This window comes from Microvirga tunisiensis (assembly GCF_009296175.1).
Lineage (GTDB): Bacteria > Pseudomonadota > Alphaproteobacteria > Rhizobiales > Beijerinckiaceae > Microvirga > Microvirga tunisiensis.
Window position 1 is genome coordinate 1 of record NZ_VOSK01000169.1, and the last position, 13,941, is coordinate 13,941.

General features: G+C 64.1%; 18 protein-coding genes and 1 pseudogene. 7 read left to right on the forward strand and 12 right to left on the reverse strand.

All coding sequences use genetic code 11. The features are described 5' to 3' along the window. Positions 1–674: 674 nt before the first annotated feature. The 5 genes from FS320_RS27275 to FS320_RS27295 form a co-directional block, all read right to left on the reverse strand. Positions 675–1,079 (reverse strand): YsnF/AvaK domain-containing protein, encoded by a 405-nt coding sequence (locus FS320_RS27275; RefSeq protein WP_244627418.1) that lies wholly within the window; start codon positions 1,077–1,079, stop codon positions 675–677. A 160-nt stretch (positions 1,080–1,239) separates the two neighbouring features. After that, positions 1,240–1,740, reverse strand: a complete 501-nt coding sequence (locus FS320_RS27280; protein ID WP_152715255.1) for a YciE/YciF ferroxidase family protein — start codon at positions 1,738–1,740, stop codon at positions 1,240–1,242. Positions 1,741–1,747: 7 nt separating this feature from the next. Next, positions 1,748–2,152: a YidB family protein gene (locus FS320_RS27285; RefSeq protein WP_338105503.1), complete on the reverse strand. Its 405-nt coding sequence runs from the start codon at positions 2,150–2,152 to the stop codon at positions 1,748–1,750. 58 nt (positions 2,153–2,210) lie between these two features. Beyond that, positions 2,211–3,104, reverse strand: coding sequence for a YsnF/AvaK domain-containing protein (locus tag FS320_RS27290; protein WP_244627419.1), 894 nt, complete (start codon positions 3,102–3,104; stop codon positions 2,211–2,213). A 216-nt stretch (positions 3,105–3,320) separates the two neighbouring features. Then, the gene (locus FS320_RS27295) at positions 3,321–4,229 is read right to left on the reverse strand and encodes a LysR family transcriptional regulator (protein ID WP_162003253.1); all 909 of its coding nucleotides are present in this window, start codon (positions 4,227–4,229) and stop codon (positions 3,321–3,323) included. Positions 4,230–4,324: 95 nt separating this feature from the next. Here FS320_RS27295 and FS320_RS50305 point away from each other — a divergent pair, with 95 nt between their 5' ends. Next, entirely contained in the window at positions 4,325–4,873 is a 549-nt protein-coding gene (locus FS320_RS50305; RefSeq protein WP_152715260.1) for an OsmC family protein, read from the forward strand. Between the two features lie 104 nt (positions 4,874–4,977). Here the strand turns inward: FS320_RS50305 and FS320_RS27305 are convergent, their stop codons facing one another. Next, positions 4,978–5,142 carry a DUF6489 family protein gene (locus FS320_RS27305; protein ID WP_274597215.1) on the reverse strand — a complete coding sequence of 55 codons (165 nt, stop codon included), beginning with the start codon at positions 5,140–5,142 and terminating at the stop codon, positions 4,978–4,980. Between the two features lie 40 nt (positions 5,143–5,182). Between FS320_RS27305 and FS320_RS27310 the strand changes: the two genes are divergently transcribed. Beyond that, positions 5,183–5,386, forward strand: a complete 204-nt coding sequence (locus FS320_RS27310) for a hypothetical protein (RefSeq protein WP_162562912.1) — start codon at positions 5,183–5,185, stop codon at positions 5,384–5,386. A gap of 18 nt (positions 5,387–5,404) precedes the next feature. On the opposite strand, the gene FS320_RS27315 is transcribed toward FS320_RS27310, so the two are convergent. Then, positions 5,405–6,583 carry a DUF2382 domain-containing protein gene (locus FS320_RS27315; RefSeq protein WP_152715264.1) on the reverse strand — a complete coding sequence of 393 codons (1,179 nt, stop codon included), beginning with the start codon at positions 6,581–6,583 and terminating at the stop codon, positions 5,405–5,407. A gap of 368 nt (positions 6,584–6,951) precedes the next feature. On the opposite strand from FS320_RS27315, the gene FS320_RS27320 reads away from it, so the two are divergent. The 3 genes from FS320_RS27320 to FS320_RS27330 all read left to right on the forward strand — a co-directional run bounded on the left by FS320_RS27320 (position 6,952) and on the right by FS320_RS27330 (position 10,323). Further along, positions 6,952–8,928, forward strand: a complete 1,977-nt coding sequence (locus FS320_RS27320) for an AI-2E family transporter (RefSeq protein WP_152715266.1) — start codon at positions 6,952–6,954, stop codon at positions 8,926–8,928. A gap of 169 nt (positions 8,929–9,097) precedes the next feature. After that, a complete protein-coding gene (locus FS320_RS27325; protein ID WP_152715268.1) occupies positions 9,098–9,808 on the forward strand; it encodes a sigma-70 family RNA polymerase sigma factor in 711 nt (236 codons plus the stop codon). A 173-nt stretch (positions 9,809–9,981) separates the two neighbouring features. Then, positions 9,982–10,323 carry a response regulator gene (locus tag FS320_RS27330; RefSeq protein ID WP_162003254.1) on the forward strand — a complete coding sequence of 114 codons (342 nt, stop codon included), beginning with the start codon at positions 9,982–9,984 and terminating at the stop codon, positions 10,321–10,323. 91 nt (positions 10,324–10,414) lie between these two features. On the opposite strand, the gene FS320_RS27335 is transcribed toward FS320_RS27330, so the two are convergent. Further along, positions 10,415–11,095 carry a Crp/Fnr family transcriptional regulator gene (locus tag FS320_RS27335; RefSeq protein ID WP_152715272.1) on the reverse strand — a complete coding sequence of 227 codons (681 nt, stop codon included), beginning with the start codon at positions 11,093–11,095 and terminating at the stop codon, positions 10,415–10,417. A gap of 345 nt (positions 11,096–11,440) precedes the next feature. On the opposite strand from FS320_RS27335, the gene FS320_RS27340 reads away from it, so the two are divergent. Further along, a complete protein-coding gene (locus FS320_RS27340; protein WP_152715274.1) occupies positions 11,441–11,683 on the forward strand; it encodes a DUF6894 family protein in 243 nt (80 codons plus the stop codon). Positions 11,684–11,785: 102 nt separating this feature from the next. Here the strand turns inward: FS320_RS27340 and FS320_RS27345 are convergent, their stop codons facing one another. The 3 genes from FS320_RS27345 to FS320_RS27355 form a co-directional block, all read right to left on the reverse strand. Continuing rightward, positions 11,786–12,061, reverse strand: a complete 276-nt coding sequence (locus FS320_RS27345) for a hypothetical protein (RefSeq protein ID WP_152715276.1) — start codon at positions 12,059–12,061, stop codon at positions 11,786–11,788. A 95-nt stretch (positions 12,062–12,156) separates the two neighbouring features. Next, positions 12,157–12,396 carry a response regulator gene (locus tag FS320_RS27350; RefSeq protein WP_152715278.1) on the reverse strand — a complete coding sequence of 80 codons (240 nt, stop codon included), beginning with the start codon at positions 12,394–12,396 and terminating at the stop codon, positions 12,157–12,159. Positions 12,397–12,637: 241 nt separating this feature from the next. Continuing rightward, positions 12,638–12,886: a hypothetical protein gene (locus FS320_RS27355; RefSeq protein WP_152715281.1), complete on the reverse strand. Its 249-nt coding sequence runs from the start codon at positions 12,884–12,886 to the stop codon at positions 12,638–12,640. A 184-nt stretch (positions 12,887–13,070) separates the two neighbouring features. Between FS320_RS27355 and FS320_RS50310 the strand changes: the two genes are divergently transcribed. Continuing rightward, positions 13,071–13,682, forward strand: a complete 612-nt coding sequence (locus FS320_RS50310) for a DUF1059 domain-containing protein (RefSeq protein WP_338105504.1) — start codon at positions 13,071–13,073, stop codon at positions 13,680–13,682. A 15-nt stretch (positions 13,683–13,697) separates the two neighbouring features. Here FS320_RS50310 and FS320_RS27370 read toward each other — a convergent pair. Further along, positions 13,698–13,941 (reverse strand): annotated as a pseudogene (locus FS320_RS27370) (hypothetical protein); the annotation flags it as partial.

A 13,941-nucleotide genomic window follows, 5' to 3' on the forward strand; every position in this document is an offset into this window, starting at 1 on the left:
TGCGGATGAAGGGAGTGCATCACGTCCTCCTGCGGTGAGAAGCTCGGCGTCGCAGGCCGTCAAAGCGCCAAGTGTACTCCTCAATGGCGTAACGCACCCGATCCCAACAACGTTCCGCCACCAAACACCTATGCACACGCACAGGACAGTCCGCCTTGGGTCACGCACTGAAGTTCCTGGCTCTTTCGGAGCGTCCGGTTACGTGAGGATTGCTGCCCTCGGGCTAACGTCTCAGGTGTGCCACTAAGAGACATTCCCGATTCGATGGCAGAATTCTGATAAGGCCGTTTTTGGAACACGCCCGCACTTGAGCCACTGACTCAAGCGAGCGTGTTGCAGGGTAAGACCTTTAGGGTGCGCTCGAGCTGCGCGGCGAATCGGTCAAAATGGGCTGCTTCTCAGCCGAGAACGGGGAGCACATCGCACCTCTCAGTCGGCAACAGCCTGAATCCTTGGCCACCGACAACCTCGATAAAGGCTGTCCAGGCTTCGATTGCGAGCGGGGCCGCCGGTGCGTGGATGATGGAATGAGGCCAGCGCCGGTGTCTGGGACAGATTTGAACGCAGTGATCCCCACGCCGCTGATCCGATAAGAAGCTCGAGATCGTGCTATTGGTTCGAACGACGATAGATCCTTCTTGCGGGAGCCGCTCCGGATGTAGAACCGGGTCAACTCACTCCGTGATCGGCTCGCCTGAGCCGTCGAGACGCTCGACCGTGGCAAGTTCCTTGCGCAGCGTCACCGGTACTTCGACGCTCTCGACCGAAGTCGTGCGCCGGATCCGGACTTCCTCCACCAGGAAGAGCTGCTTCTCGACGACGAGGCGCTCCTCGAACACGGGAACGATCGTGACGTCGCCCTCGGTCCTGAGCTGTGGCACAACATCGACGACGCGGTTGACTGGAATTCGTTCGACCTCGACCGTTTCCTGTGACAGCATTTCCTTGAGGACGCGCTCTTCAGTGTTGACGGTAGTCTTCACGATAATCCTGTCGCTTACCACCTGCCGCTTGGCGACCTTCGCCTCCTCCTCGACGATCGGGATCACTAGCGTGTCGGGTTTGTCAGTCTCACTCATCTCGACACTCCCGGAGTTGGACTCGCGCATGATTGGACACCTTCTGCTCGTTCAAGAAGAGATGACGCTTACATGGTTTAGGGCAAAATCAGCACGATGCGCTTGGCTGGATGGCACGCCTATTACATGTGACGAAGCGCCTATTCTCAATAATGTTGGATCAAGCCGATGGAGAGGCAGCAATGGCCCTCTTATTGATCTCGGTTTCGGCAAGCTGCGTCAGCTTCTCGTCTGTCGCCTTCTCCTCCTCCAGGGTCTGCGCAAGCAGCGCTGCCACTTCGCTCTCTCCGCAATCCTGCGCGATGGTCTTCAGGGAGCCGTAGCTGGCAATCTCGTAATGCTCGACCTTCTGCGCGGCCATGACGAGGGCCACATCGAGCAATTCGCCCGGAAGCCCCTCGTCCATCACTTCCTCCGCCTCTGCGATCAGGCCTTGCGTGGCCTCGCAGGTGTTCCCTTCAGGATCGGCTCCCAAATGCTCGAAAGCCCGCTCGAGGCGCTCGACCTGGTTCTGTGTTTCCTGGCGATGGGTTTGAAACGCCTGCGTGAGATTCGGGGAGGTGGCGGCTTCGGCCATGGCGCCGAGACCTTCCAGGATCTGGGTTTCAGAGCTGTAGGTGTCTCTCATCTCCTCGATGAGCAAGTCCCTGATCGTTTTCATGGTGTCCTCATGGTTCTAGTCGTCGATGCGTTTTTGTGTGCGTCCGCACCTGACCCAGCGGGGTTAGCTTATCGACGATGCCCGGCAGGTGTCGGGAGAGCGCGGTGATCAGCTCCTGGCTTGGGAGGCCGGACTGGCGCGCCAAGGCGTGGATCTTTGCGGGGCCGAGGGCCTCCTCAAGCTGGTTCGGCGTGACAGGCTGGTTGCCGCCGATGTCGACCCAGGACTGCGCGATTACGCCGTGCCCGCAATGGGTGAAGCGATCGAGGAGCTGGCTGATTCCTTCGCCGTACTCCTTGCCGCCGCGTGACGTCAGGAGGGCAGCGACAGCCACCGCGATCGGCGAGGAGGGATCGATGCCGCTCGCTGATGGTCCGTAAATGCCGCGGGCGGCCTCATCAAGAAACTGCACCAGTCATCTCCATACCAGGTGAAAGGGGGCGGACCCGATCTGATCCGCCCCGCAAGGTTCAGACCGAGCGCTTCAGCGACTTTCCGTCTTTGCGGTTCAACGTGGTCTTGTCCGTCGCGACCCGATCGTCTTCGACATCGACCTTGGTCGAGCGGACGGTGTCCGACACGGTCTCAGTGCGCTGTTCGACGCCTTTCTTGACCACAACTTCGCCGGTGACGCGGGCTTCCTTCGAGACCACGGCCTCTTCTGACGTGGCCTCGGCTTCGATCGTGCGCTCGCGGAATGTATCGTCCCCCACCGCTGCGGCGCGATCAACAGGGCGACGCTCGACCTGGACGCTCTCGGTCCGCAGGCTGACCTGCTCGCTCACCGGAGTTTCGACCACGTAGCTGCGCACCTTGACGTGACCCCGGCTGACATCGCGCTTGCCGACGCGGAGCTGCTCCTCGACCACCGGGATCACTTCCTCACCAGCATCCGTCGCGCGGCTTGCGGTGGGTCCGCTCGCCTTCCTGGTTGTCGCGGCATTTATCGCGGTAGCGTCGGGCGTATGGCCCTGCCATCCGTCAGCGCGCCACGCGCTCTCGCGCTCCTCCAGGTCGACGGTGCCGTATTCCTCGAGAATGTCCTCGACGCGTTCGGCCCGAGCTGCATCAACCGTGACGGTCACCATGGTGCTGCCGCGGTGCATGGCTTCCGCATAGGTGGAGCGATCCTCGTCGGGCAGGAAGAAATCGGCAAGAGAGGCAAAAAAGCCCTTCTCGTCGCGGTCAGTGTCGTAGGATGAGCCCGTCACCGGAGATGAGGCGCTATCGTCCTCCGGCATCAACGTGATGCTGGTGCGCGAAATGCCCGCGCTGACAAGTTCGTCGATCGCTCTCCTGGCGTCGGCGCGATCGTCGAAGAGGGCCGTCACCGTCTGCTGGGCTGTCATGTTCTGTTGGGTCATCGTGGTGTCTCCGTGATCTCGCTTGAGGACTGGGGACGGCCGGCCTTGAGGGCACAAGGACATGGACGATCACCGTGTTGGGGGCAGGCTGGCTGCATTGGGATTGCGAAGGGTAGGCGCGGCCTGCACATCGGACACAACGCCATTCCCGGTCGTGCGATCCGGTGCAAATCTGGTGACCCGCTATGCGAAGATGCATGGCGGCTCCGGGCTGCCTCAATCCCGCGGGCTCAGCGTGGACCCGAGGGCCTTCACCGCATCGGCAATGGCGGACAGGGCCACCCTGACCCTGGGTGTGCTGCGGCTGTCCTTGTGCACGGCGAGCCAGATCTCGGTCACCGGAGGCGGAAGCGGCGTCTCGAGGCGGCGCAAGCCAGGGTCCGGATCAGCCCGGAAGCGGGCCAGACAGGCCAGGCCCCCGCCACTCCGCGCGGCGAACAGCAGCGCCTCTTGGCTGCTGGTCTGCATGCCGAGACTGGCCCGCGCCGCGAGGTCCGACAGCCACTGTGCCTGCGGATCGATCTCCACATCATCGAGCAGGGTCATCAGGCGATGGCCCGGGCAACCCGCCTCGAAGTCCGGTGCGCCATGCTGCTCCAGGTAGTCCGGAGATGCGTAGAGGCCAAAGGCGATCTGTCCGATCCGGCGCACGACGAGATCATGTTGCTCGGAGCGTATGAGCCGGACCGCGATGTCGGCCTCTCGCATCGACAGGCTGACCACCCGCGGGTCCGGCATCAGTTCCACGAGGATACCGGGGTGCTGCCGTTGCAGGGCTGCGAAGCACGGGGCCAGGATGTGCGCCGCGATCGTCTCGGTGCAGGTCACGCGCACGGCGCCCGCGAGCTTGACGTCGCGGCCGGCGACGGATCGCTCCACCCCGAGGGCTTCGGTCTCGACACGCTCGGCCTGCCGGAGCACGTCCTGGCCGGCCAGCGTCAGGGTGTAGCCCTCGGGGGTACGATGCAGCAGCCGCACGCCCAGGCTTGCTTCCAGGGATGCCAGACGCCGGCCGACGGTCGATTGGGCCACCCTGAGTTCGCGGCAGGCGGCGGTCAAGCTGCCATGCCGGGCAATCGCCAGGAAAAAACGAAGGTCATCCCAGTCCAGCACGTCAGGTCCCATGCAATTTCGCTTACCCGGTAACCGATCTTGCTTGGCCCGGAACGGGTGAGGACGGGGTTAACCCTCGACGTCCACCACTCCCAGGAGGCTGCCCAGTGACCGACCGCAGGACGCCAACGTCCGGACAGCCTCGCGGGTTTCTCGGGTCGCCCGATCAGGGACAGTCCGAGGCAACAGGCAAGGCCTTGCCGTCGTCGACCCGGACGGTGCGGTGCTGGACCGAGGCCACGGGACGCTTCAGCCAAAAGCACCACATTCGCGACTTGACACCGTTTGGCGGCGGGAGCGACGTGGAGGCGTTGAGCCTGCTGAATGACGACACGATGCCGAGTCCTTCGGAAGCGTTGCTCGCGGCCTTGGGCTCGTGCCTGTCGGTCAGCATCCAGGCCAACGCGGCTGCCCGCGCGATTCCGATCCGCCGGCTCGCGATTGAGCTCGAGGGCGACATCGACTTCGCGGCTCTGTGGGGAACGGGAGACCTGGACTTTAAGGGCCTCGGTTTCGAGACGATCAGCATCAGTGTGCAGATTGAGGCCGACACACCGCGCGAGGTCCTCCAGGCGCTCCTCGATCATGCGGTGCGATGGTCCCCTGTCGCCAATACCCTCTATAACCCAATCAACCTCGACATCGCACTGGCATGACGCAGGCCCGAGATCTGCGGCCTGTCATGGATGATCTCCCTTGGAGGATGGGCGTCAGCGCCAAAGGCTGGCTCCCGATGGGATCGTGACGGCCGCCAAGGCTCCTATTTCGTCCTTGCCGGGTTCATCTGGGATGCGAGCATGTCCTGCCATTGTTCGAAGCCTTTGACGGCAGTCGGCAACCAGGTCCTGACCATCGTATCCGGATCCATCGCTTTCAGGTTGGCGGACAGGCGCTCCTGCATCTCTCTCATCAGGTGCTCCTGCATAGGCTGCACTTAGGCGCGTGCTTCCTCCGGTGTGCAGTCGATGTTCATGGTGACCTTCATCTCGAACAATCTTTCCCAAGTTATCCATCTGGCGGGCGTGGGTGTCCACGACAGCGCCGATCAAGGGGGCAGGTTCGGAATTGCTGCCCGTGATCCGGTGCAGGCCCTGACGCGACCGGCATTCCTATTGCGTTTTGCGAGCACACAGGTCGCGATCGAGAACCGCGACCTGTGTGCAAGGTGAGGCGTTGCTTTCTTGATCTTACTTGTGGCTGGAGGCGATTGCCGCTCGCGTCTTGCCGGAACGATGGTTCTCGTCGGAGTGCGTGACCTCGATCTCGTCTCGGCGGACGGTGTCCCGCACGGTCTCGATCCGTTGAGTGCGCTCCCTGCGGACAACGACTTCTTCCCGCACCTTCACACTCTTGCCCACCACGGGCCTCTCGGACGTCTCGATCATCTCGATCGTGACCTCGGTCAAGGTCTCTCCGGTCACGGCATCAGTGACCGGCTTGCGCCGCTCCACGATGACCTTCTCATCATAAAGCGACACCTGCTGCTGAACCGGCGTTTCCACGACAACGCGACGCACGGTGGTGGTGCCGCTGGTCACGGTTTGCTTGCCCACGACCAGGGTCTCCTCGGCGAGCGGAATGACCTCCTCCGCCTGCGAGGATGATGGGCCGTTCGCAGGGCGAGCCACGGCACGGCCCAGTGGAGCCGTCCATAGGTTGAACATCGAATCCCAGAGGACCGAGCCGGTGCTCATGGGCGCCGTCGCGACCCGCTGGGCGACCTCTGCCGTAGTCCGGACCATCTGCGTGGCACTCTCAGCGGCGGCCTCGCCTGTCCGTGCGACGGCGTCCACGGTCTGGCGGACGGCCGTGCGAGCCTCCTGCTCGCGCTCCGCCTCGTCCTCCTGTTCAGCAAGACGCCTTGCTTCCTGCTCACGCTCGAGCCTTGCCGCGATACGGCGCTGTTCAGCCTCCACCATCCGGGCTTCCTCGATCTCGGCCTTCTCGGCCTCGATGCGGTCGACGATGGCCTGGGCCTCCTCGTCGCTCAGCGCCTCCAGCACGGCCGGCAGCAGCTCGTTCTTCCCGTCGCGCACGCTCTGCTGATGGATCTTGCGCAGCTCGGCCACCTTGGTGGCAAACTCCTCACTATCCTTGGGGGTAGCCTCAAGCTCGTCGAGCAGGATTCTGGTTTGCTTGTTGTCGGCGAGCGCTTCGGACACCAGCCCCTTGGTCGTCTTATGCTTTCTGAGCACCGGGAACAGGTGTTCTTCTTCAAGCTTGGCGAGCAGATCCAGCTCCGCCTTGAGGTCCGCGAACAGCCGCTCGCGCGTCTTGATCGCACCGTCCGAGGTATCCACGAGCTTGGCGAAAAGCTCGTTGGCCTTGGCCGGACCGTTTTGGAGCAATTGTCTGATGGTCGTCATATCGTCCTCATGAAAAATAGAAGCCAGACGCAATACTGAGTGGGATGCCGTTGCCCGATCTGGTTGTGACGGACTGCGACGGACGAGCGAAACAATCGCTCTCCGAGGCGAGCGGACTTCGGGATTGACTGAACTTTGGAAAGTGGCGGCGAAGATATTAGGAAGGTAATCTCGCAACAGCGAAGAGATTTGCTGCGTCGCAACACAGCAACGGCCCTGAACCTGAACGGTTCCCTGTCACATCGTGGTTTCGGACTGCACCGCCCGCACGCTGCCCGCGGCAGAAAGGAGCGATTCCGGCATCCAGGCGTTGTCGAACTGGGCCGGGCCGGCGCTCACGACCTACGGCGGCCTGGGAATTCCCATTCATGCCAGAGCTGAAGCCGAAGATCGCCGAGCGGGACATCCTCACCCCAGGCCCCGCATCCGCTGGTCTTGGCGTCGTCGGCATGATCGCTCTCATTATCGCGGCCCTGTACGTCGGGCGCGAGGTCTTCGTTCCAGTCGCGCTCGCCATTCTTCTGAGCTTCGTGCTGGCCCCGCTCATCCGGCTGTTGCAGAAGGCCCACGTTCCACGGGCGCTGGCGGTCATTGGCGTCGTCCTGGTCGCCTTTGCCGGTATCACGGCGCTTGCCACCGTCATGGCGACGCAGGTCACGCAGCTCGCCGGCGACCTGCCGCGCTATCAGGCCACCATGCGCGAGAAGGTGCAGTCCCTGCGCGGGTCCGCCGCCGGCAGCAGCGCGCTCGAGCGCGCCGCGGACGTGTTGCAGGATCTCGGCAAGGAACTCGACAGGCCGCAGGCCGGGACATCCCCGCCGGCCAATCCGCTCACGCCGAGCAGCGCGCCAGCCACCGAGACGAAGCCCATCCCGGTCGAAGTACGCCAGCCCGACCCCGGCGCCCTGCAAACCCTCGGCGCCTTCATTACCCCGCTGATTCACCCGGCCGCGACCACCGGGATCGTGATCATCTTCGTGATCTTCATCCTGCTGCAACGGGAGGACCTGCGGAACCGTCTGATCCGCCTGGCCGGTTCGCATGACCTCCAGAAGACCACCGCCGCCCTCGACGATGCCGCCGGCCGTCTGAGCAAGCTGTTCCTGACGCAACTGGCCCTCAACGCCGCCTTCGGCGTGGTGATCGGCATCGGCCTGTACTTCATTGGCGTGCCAAGCCCGGTGCTGTGGGGCATCCTCGCGGCGATCCTGCGCTTTGTCCCCTACATCGGCGCGTTCATCTCCGCGGCCTTCCCGCTGGCCCTGGCGGCGGCCGTTGATCCGGGCTGGTCGATGCTGCTGATGACCGCGGCCCTCTTCATCGTCATGGAGCCGCTCGCCGGCCACGTGGTCGAGCCCCTCGTGTACGGGCACAGCACGGGTCTGTCTCCCGTGGCGGTCGTTGTCGCGGCGACGTTCTGGACCTGGCTCTGGGGACCGATCGGCTTGGTGCTGGCGACGCCGCTGACGGTGTGCCTCGTCGTGCTCGGCCGGCATGTCGAGCGGCTCGAGTTCCTGGACGTCATGCTCGGCGACCGCCCGGCCCTCTCGCCGCCGGAGATCTTCTACCAGCGCATGCTGGCCGGTGATCCCGCGGAGGCAGCCGACGTCGCGGAGGAGTTCCTCAAGGAGCGCTCGCTCTCCGTGTACTACGACGAAGTGGCGTTGGCGGGCCTGCGGCTCGCCCGCGCCGACGCACAGCGTGGCGTTCTCGACGAGGCCCGCTTGGAGCGGATGAGGGCAACGGTCGAGGAATTGGTGGACGATCTCTCCGACCATCCTGACCAGGAGCCGAAATCCGGCCGCACCGATGACCCAGAGGCGGCCGCCGCCGTTGAGGCCAGTGAGGGCGAGAGCGGCAGGACCGACCTTCTGACCCTGGCCCCGGAGGATCTCAATCCGCGCTTCCGGGGCGAGACACCGATCCTGTGCATTGCCGGCCAGAGCTCGGTCGATGAGGCGGCCGCCCTGATGCTGGCGCAGCTCCTGACAAAGCATGGGCTTCGCGCCCGGGTGGAAAGCCCAGCCTCGCTGTCGATCCAGGCCGTTGCGAGGATCGACGATGCCGGCGTCGCCGTGGTGTGCCTATCCTATCTCGATGCGGGAAGCCCGGCCCACATGCGCTATGCTGTGTGTCGCCTGCGCCGCAAGATGCCGCAGGCGCGAATCCTGCTCGGATGCTGGGGCGAGGGAATGGACGCCGCGGCGGCTGCGGCCCTGCGGGAAGCGGCCCGGGCGGATCTCGTTGCTACAAGCCTGCGGGACGCGATGGCCCTGTGCCTGGAGATTGCCAGACTAGAGGTGACCCAGGGCTTGAAGGGATCCGTTGCGATCAGCGCCGCTTGACCCGGTCCCAGCCGGGTAACATGACGAACGGGAGCAACTGCACGGTCACGCGGCGGGCTCCACGTGGCCCTTGTCACGGGCCGGCGACTGACTTCGGCACTGGCGATCTCCGCTCCCGCGTCCTTCTTCCACGGTTGAAACCAGCCCGGCCTGGTGCATCTGACTGGAGATGAGACAGTGCATCCCGAACGAACGCTCCCACCCCGCCGAGGACCCTTCCCTCACCGACGCCATCCAGATCCATCTCGGGCGCGAGCTGCGCGCTCTTTACGGCGATCCTGACGCGGAGAAGATGCCCCGGAGCTTGGGCCAGCTTCTCACCCGCGTGGCGCAGGTCATCCGGGCCCACACCGAACCGGTGGATCAGGCTTTTGTCGACGAACTCATGGGCAGCCTGCCTTCGCTGCGGGCCTACGCGATCTCGCTCACCCATGACATGAACCGGGCTGAGGATCTCGTGCAGGAGACAGTGCTCAAGGCGATCAGTAAGCAGGAGAAGTTCGAGGCCGGCACGAACCTCCAAGCCTGGCTCTTCACCATCCTGCGCAACCTGTTCTTCTCCGCTCACCGCAGGACGCAACGCGAGGTAGAGGATTCGGACGGGGTCCACGCGGCGACGATGATCTCCATACCCGATCAGGAGGACAGGCTCACGGTCCAGGATCTGCATGTGGCGCTTGCCAAACTGCCCCAGGAGCAGCGCGAGGCCCTGCTGCTCATCGGTGCAGAGGGTCTGTCGTACGAGGAAGCTGCCGAGTCGCTGGGAACCAAGGTCGGGACGATCAAGAGCCGGGTCAATCGGGCGAGGAACCGCCTGGCCGAGTTGATGGGGCTCGTCCATGAGGATGGCATCGCCGGATTGCACGGCGCGCCAGCTTAGGATTTCCGGATCGCCGCATGCGGAAAAGCACTCGGATCCTGTCAGCCCCCAGATGGTGCACCTCACGTCTACTGTAGGGAAATTTCGCGGAAGGCTCTTGTGGAATGGAATGGCGTCCCAAGCGATGAGAGCTACAACTCTCCACGATGGGTAACCGGGCAGGTGCGGACGTGATGAAAGTTATGGTCGTCGAAGATGATCCGTTCGTCCGCGAGATGGCTGCGGCGGGATTGGAAGATGCTGGGTTCGAGGTTGTCGAAGCGGACAGCGGCGATGGCGCTCTGAGGCTCCTGCAAACCGGGCTTGCTGTCGATGCCCTGCTGACCGACATTCGCCTGCCGGGAGCCAATGGCTGGGCAGTAGCGCGTGCCTACCGCGAGCGCTTCCCCGACCTGCCTGTGCTGTACGTGACAGGTTATGCGGAGCAAATGCAGCCAGTCCCTGGCGGGATCATCATCTCGAAACCCTACAGGATGGCTCAGGTGATTGGCGTCCTGGCAACATGGGTGGCTTGAGAGTGGTAAACTTCCGCCAAGACCCTTATCGAATGCCGAGGCCAAGTGTCGACGGGATCATCTCCCGTTTCGATGAAACCCCTCCTGCCGTTCAAAGCGCCTCTTTCTTCGCCAAATGGAGGTAGGTCGGATCGAACTCGCCTGTCCTCTTCAGGCCCTCCCAGTCCAGCACCTTCAGGGTTTTGCCGTGCAGGGCAATCAGGCCCTTCGCCCGGAGTTCCTGCGACACCCGGTTCACGTGCACGTTGGAGAGGCCCATCGCATCGGCCAGATCCCCTTGGGTGACCGGCAGCGTAAAGGCATGATCCTCCACCAGCTCAACCGCTCGCAACCGCACCAGCAACTCGCATAGCAGATGCGCCATGCGGGCCGGAGCCTGACGCCGCCCGACGTTGACCACCCACTGCCGAAACACGGCTGCATCGATGAGGGTATCGCGCCAGAACAGATCGCCAAGTCGAGGATGGTTGCGCATGAGGGCGCGCAGGTCGTCATGCTGAATGAAGGCCAGCTTGCACGGGATCAACGTGCCCAGGTTATGATCCATAACCTCCAGGTGCAGGGTCTGGAGGTCGGGGATGTCGCCGCTCATGTGGAAGGACTGGATCTGGCGCTTGCCCTCAGCCGTGACATTGTAGCGGCAGGCGAAGCCCCCAACCAGAAGGCAGCATTCGGCGGGGGTGTCCCCTTCGCTGACGATGTCCTGATCGGCGGCAATGGTTTTCAGCCGCAGCGGCAGGCGCTGTAGCGGCGGCTTGGGGGTGGATGGCATCCAAGACAGGCTCCTGGGTGATCAGGCGGGAGCGCCTGTCTCTCAGCCGCCAGCGCCTGAGGCTCGGTTGCTGACAATGCCTGAAGTATTTATCGCCGATCCGAGCTGGATCAAGGCGTAGTACCAGACGGAAACGGTCTTGTTGAGCCTGGCCTGCTATCGCTTCGACCCCCGCGAGGGAGCGCGCTTCACCTCCGATGGCGAGGGCTTTCAGTTCGCCAGCCTCGACGTTGCTCCGAACGAAGCCAGATCCAGGAAGTTGATCCACCGTCGTTGGGATGAGTGATCCAGGCACCGACGATTGAGAGATCCGTGCGCTCTCGCCTGCCGGCAAAAGAGTGTTCCATGCCTCGCTATTTCTTCCATACCTTCAACGGGTCCGCGCATCCCGATACCGAGGGAACCGAGCTTCCCGGGCTCGAGGAAGCGCGTGAGGAAGCCGTCCAGACCGCCGGTGAGATCATTCGTGGTCAAAGTAAAAAATCGTGGAAGGGTTGCGACTGGCACATGGAGGTCACCGATGCCGCCGGACGGGCCTTGTTCAGGCTTCGCTTTTCCCTGGAGGAGTTGAGCGGCGCAACCTCATAATTTCGCAGAACCTCCCCTATGAAGTCGCATAACGTGTCTTCGACCGTATGCTGCCAAGAATTCCTGTCGGATTCCCACGCGAAGGAGCGCGCCATGGCTGCGTCATCCAAATCCAAGAATGCCGCCGAGGCGGGAAACCAAGCCGAAGACAACGGCCTCATCCCAGTAGTTGAGCGCTGGGCCCATCGGGCGCTCGCGGGCGTGCAGGGCAAGAACCACGCAGAGAACGGCAGCCAGCCTTGTCACCTCGGAGAACAGGTTCGGGTCTCCTGACCCGGTCTGGAGGCCGCAGATGATCAGGAACACGGCAAGCTTGAGACTGAAACGAACGACCACGTGCCGGGACCTGGCAGGAAGGCGCTGGCTGACCGGTTCCATGGGGCACCCCCGGGCCCGATGCGGGCGCGAGGGACCGATTGCCTTCCGGAGTTCGCCGATGAGGCGGGCCGGCAGCACGGGCTTGGACAGCGCGATCAGGTCGGGATGCCCCGTGCGCTCAGGGCCTCCAGAATGGGCGTCACCGCGCCATCGGCGAGGTTTACGTCCAGCACGGCCGCGTCGAGCACAGTGACGTCCCTGATGAGCTGGCGGGCCTCGCGGACGCTGGAGGCCGGTCCGACCGGCACCCCGTCTGCCTCGGTGAGCATCGCGCGGATGCTCATCGCGATGAGTGCCTCATCCTCGACTACGAGAACGCGGGATCCTGCCAGCATCGGCCATCATCCTTTTGAAGCTGGCCAACGAGGACCCGCGAGTGATGTTCCTCGTCGCAGGCTGCTGACGTGCGATTTCATGGTTGCTGGCTTGCATGGGTCCGGCAAGCCCAGCGGACCGGCGGATCGGGTACGGCCGCGTCAGACCAGGCCACGAGGTCTGCTCGACACGGGAAGGTTGTGCTGGCGGTCGACTTGTGGGGCGGCTGCTCCGGTGGATGACCACCGAACCGTATGCCTGTCATGCGGAATGAGCTGGGGCCGCGGTCGCCTCCAGCAACTGGGCTGCCCGCCGACGCTCCTCAAGGGCGGCCTGGCGCAGATGCGAGGCTGCGGATCGCAAGCGCAGGGCCTGATCCACCAGTCCCCAGCGGAGGGCATGTTCGGCCTCGCATTCGAGCACGAGGACGGCGCGCTCCCTTGCCCTGGCCCAGCATTCAAGGGCGTCGGCGTGAGCGAGGAACTCCGGCTGGTGGCGGACCTGGATCATTGGGGCACCCCCGGATATCGTCCTTGGGGAAACTGACTCTGCCTGAACATTGCGCTCAAACTGGGATCACGCCCGCCACCTTCGTACCGCGTGCTCCGGTCGGCGATTTGGCCGCGGCACGACCGCCCCGGCCATAGAATCGGGGGGCCTGACGGGCGGGGTTGCGGCGATCATGGAGGCTGCCATGGGACGCAAATTCATCGACTGTCGTGCCTTCCCGAGCGAGGTGAATTGCTCGATCACCATCATGGCCGATACCGAGGCCGAACTCCTGAACGCGGCTGTGCAGCATGCGGTGGCGGTGCACGGGCGCGAGGACACGCCTGAGCTGCGGGACCAACTTCGCGGCGCCATCCGGGATGCCATGCCCTCGGAGGCAGCACCGTCCCGCGCCGCTGAGGGCCCACAGCCGTCAGGCCTGACCGTACCTCCTTTGGGGAGTTGCGCAGCGTCGGGCTCCTCCCACTTGCTGGATGAGAACACGGCAAGAGCCGGTCACGAGCGGAGGCAGCCCATGCCCATCACGCCTGAACCGAATACCCGCTCGGTCACACGGGACGCTCCGCGGATGTACCCACCGGATCTCCGACCCCTGCTGCAAGAACTGCTGGCAGCACTTGCCGACATGGACCTCGCACATCAAGGTGAGGTCGCGATCGTCAGGGGCAGCAACGCCGAGGAGTGGCTCAAGCAGACCGTAATCCGCAAGCTGGAGGAGCGCCACCGGGAGCGGCGCGCGCCCTACGTCCGGCAGCTCACGGCCCTGGAGGAGCGCATCCGGAGATTGGCGGCCTGAACGGGATTCCGCCGCTCAGGCCGCCTGTTGGTTCCCCGACCCAGTCGGGACGGCGATGGTGCAGCACACGCCCTCGCGCTCATAGCGCAGGTCGAGCTGCCCGGCGAGCTCGCGGGTGATGGTCTGCCGCAACAGGCGCGAGCCGAAGCCCAGGCTTGGCTGCGCTGCGAGCGTAGGGCCGTCCAGCTCGCACCAATCGATGGCCAGGACGGCTTCGCCGCCGCGATTGTCAATCTTCCAGCCCACCTGCACCCGGCCC

Coding starts and splice junctions, on each gene's coding strand:
- FS320_RS27335 (WP_152715272.1), bottom strand. CDS start 11,095: ATGCCATCCACCCCCAAGCCGCCGCTACAGCGCCTGCCGCTGCGGCTG.
- FS320_RS27320 (WP_152715266.1), top strand. CDS start 6,952: ATGCCAGAGCTGAAGCCGAAGATCGCCGAGCGGGACATCCTCACCCCA.
- FS320_RS27350 (WP_152715278.1), bottom strand. CDS start 12,396: ATGCTGGCAGGATCCCGCGTTCTCGTAGTCGAGGATGAGGCACTCATC.
- FS320_RS27275 (WP_244627418.1), bottom strand. CDS start 1,079: ATGAGTGAGACTGACAAACCCGACACGCTAGTGATCCCGATCGTCGAG.
- FS320_RS50310 (WP_338105504.1), top strand. CDS start 13,071: ATGGGACGCAAATTCATCGACTGTCGTGCCTTCCCGAGCGAGGTGAAT.
- FS320_RS27345 (WP_152715276.1), bottom strand. CDS start 12,061: ATGGAACCGGTCAGCCAGCGCCTTCCTGCCAGGTCCCGGCACGTGGTC.
- FS320_RS27355 (WP_152715281.1), bottom strand. CDS start 12,886: ATGATCCAGGTCCGCCACCAGCCGGAGTTCCTCGCTCACGCCGACGCC.
- FS320_RS27325 (WP_152715268.1), top strand. CDS start 9,098: ATGAGACAGTGCATCCCGAACGAACGCTCCCACCCCGCCGAGGACCCT.
- FS320_RS27340 (WP_152715274.1), top strand. CDS start 11,441: ATGCCTCGCTATTTCTTCCATACCTTCAACGGGTCCGCGCATCCCGAT.
- FS320_RS27295 (WP_162003253.1), bottom strand. CDS start 4,229: ATGGGACCTGACGTGCTGGACTGGGATGACCTTCGTTTTTTCCTGGCG.
- FS320_RS27305 (WP_274597215.1), bottom strand. CDS start 5,142: ATGCAGGAGCACCTGATGAGAGAGATGCAGGAGCGCCTGTCCGCCAAC.
- FS320_RS27290 (WP_244627419.1), bottom strand. CDS start 3,104: ATGACCCAACAGAACATGACAGCCCAGCAGACGGTGACGGCCCTCTTC.
- FS320_RS27315 (WP_152715264.1), bottom strand. CDS start 6,583: ATGACGACCATCAGACAATTGCTCCAAAACGGTCCGGCCAAGGCCAAC.
- FS320_RS27330 (WP_162003254.1), top strand. CDS start 9,982: ATGAAAGTTATGGTCGTCGAAGATGATCCGTTCGTCCGCGAGATGGCT.
- FS320_RS27310 (WP_162562912.1), top strand. CDS start 5,183: ATGTTCATGGTGACCTTCATCTCGAACAATCTTTCCCAAGTTATCCAT.
- FS320_RS27280 (WP_152715255.1), bottom strand. CDS start 1,740: ATGAAAACGATCAGGGACTTGCTCATCGAGGAGATGAGAGACACCTAC.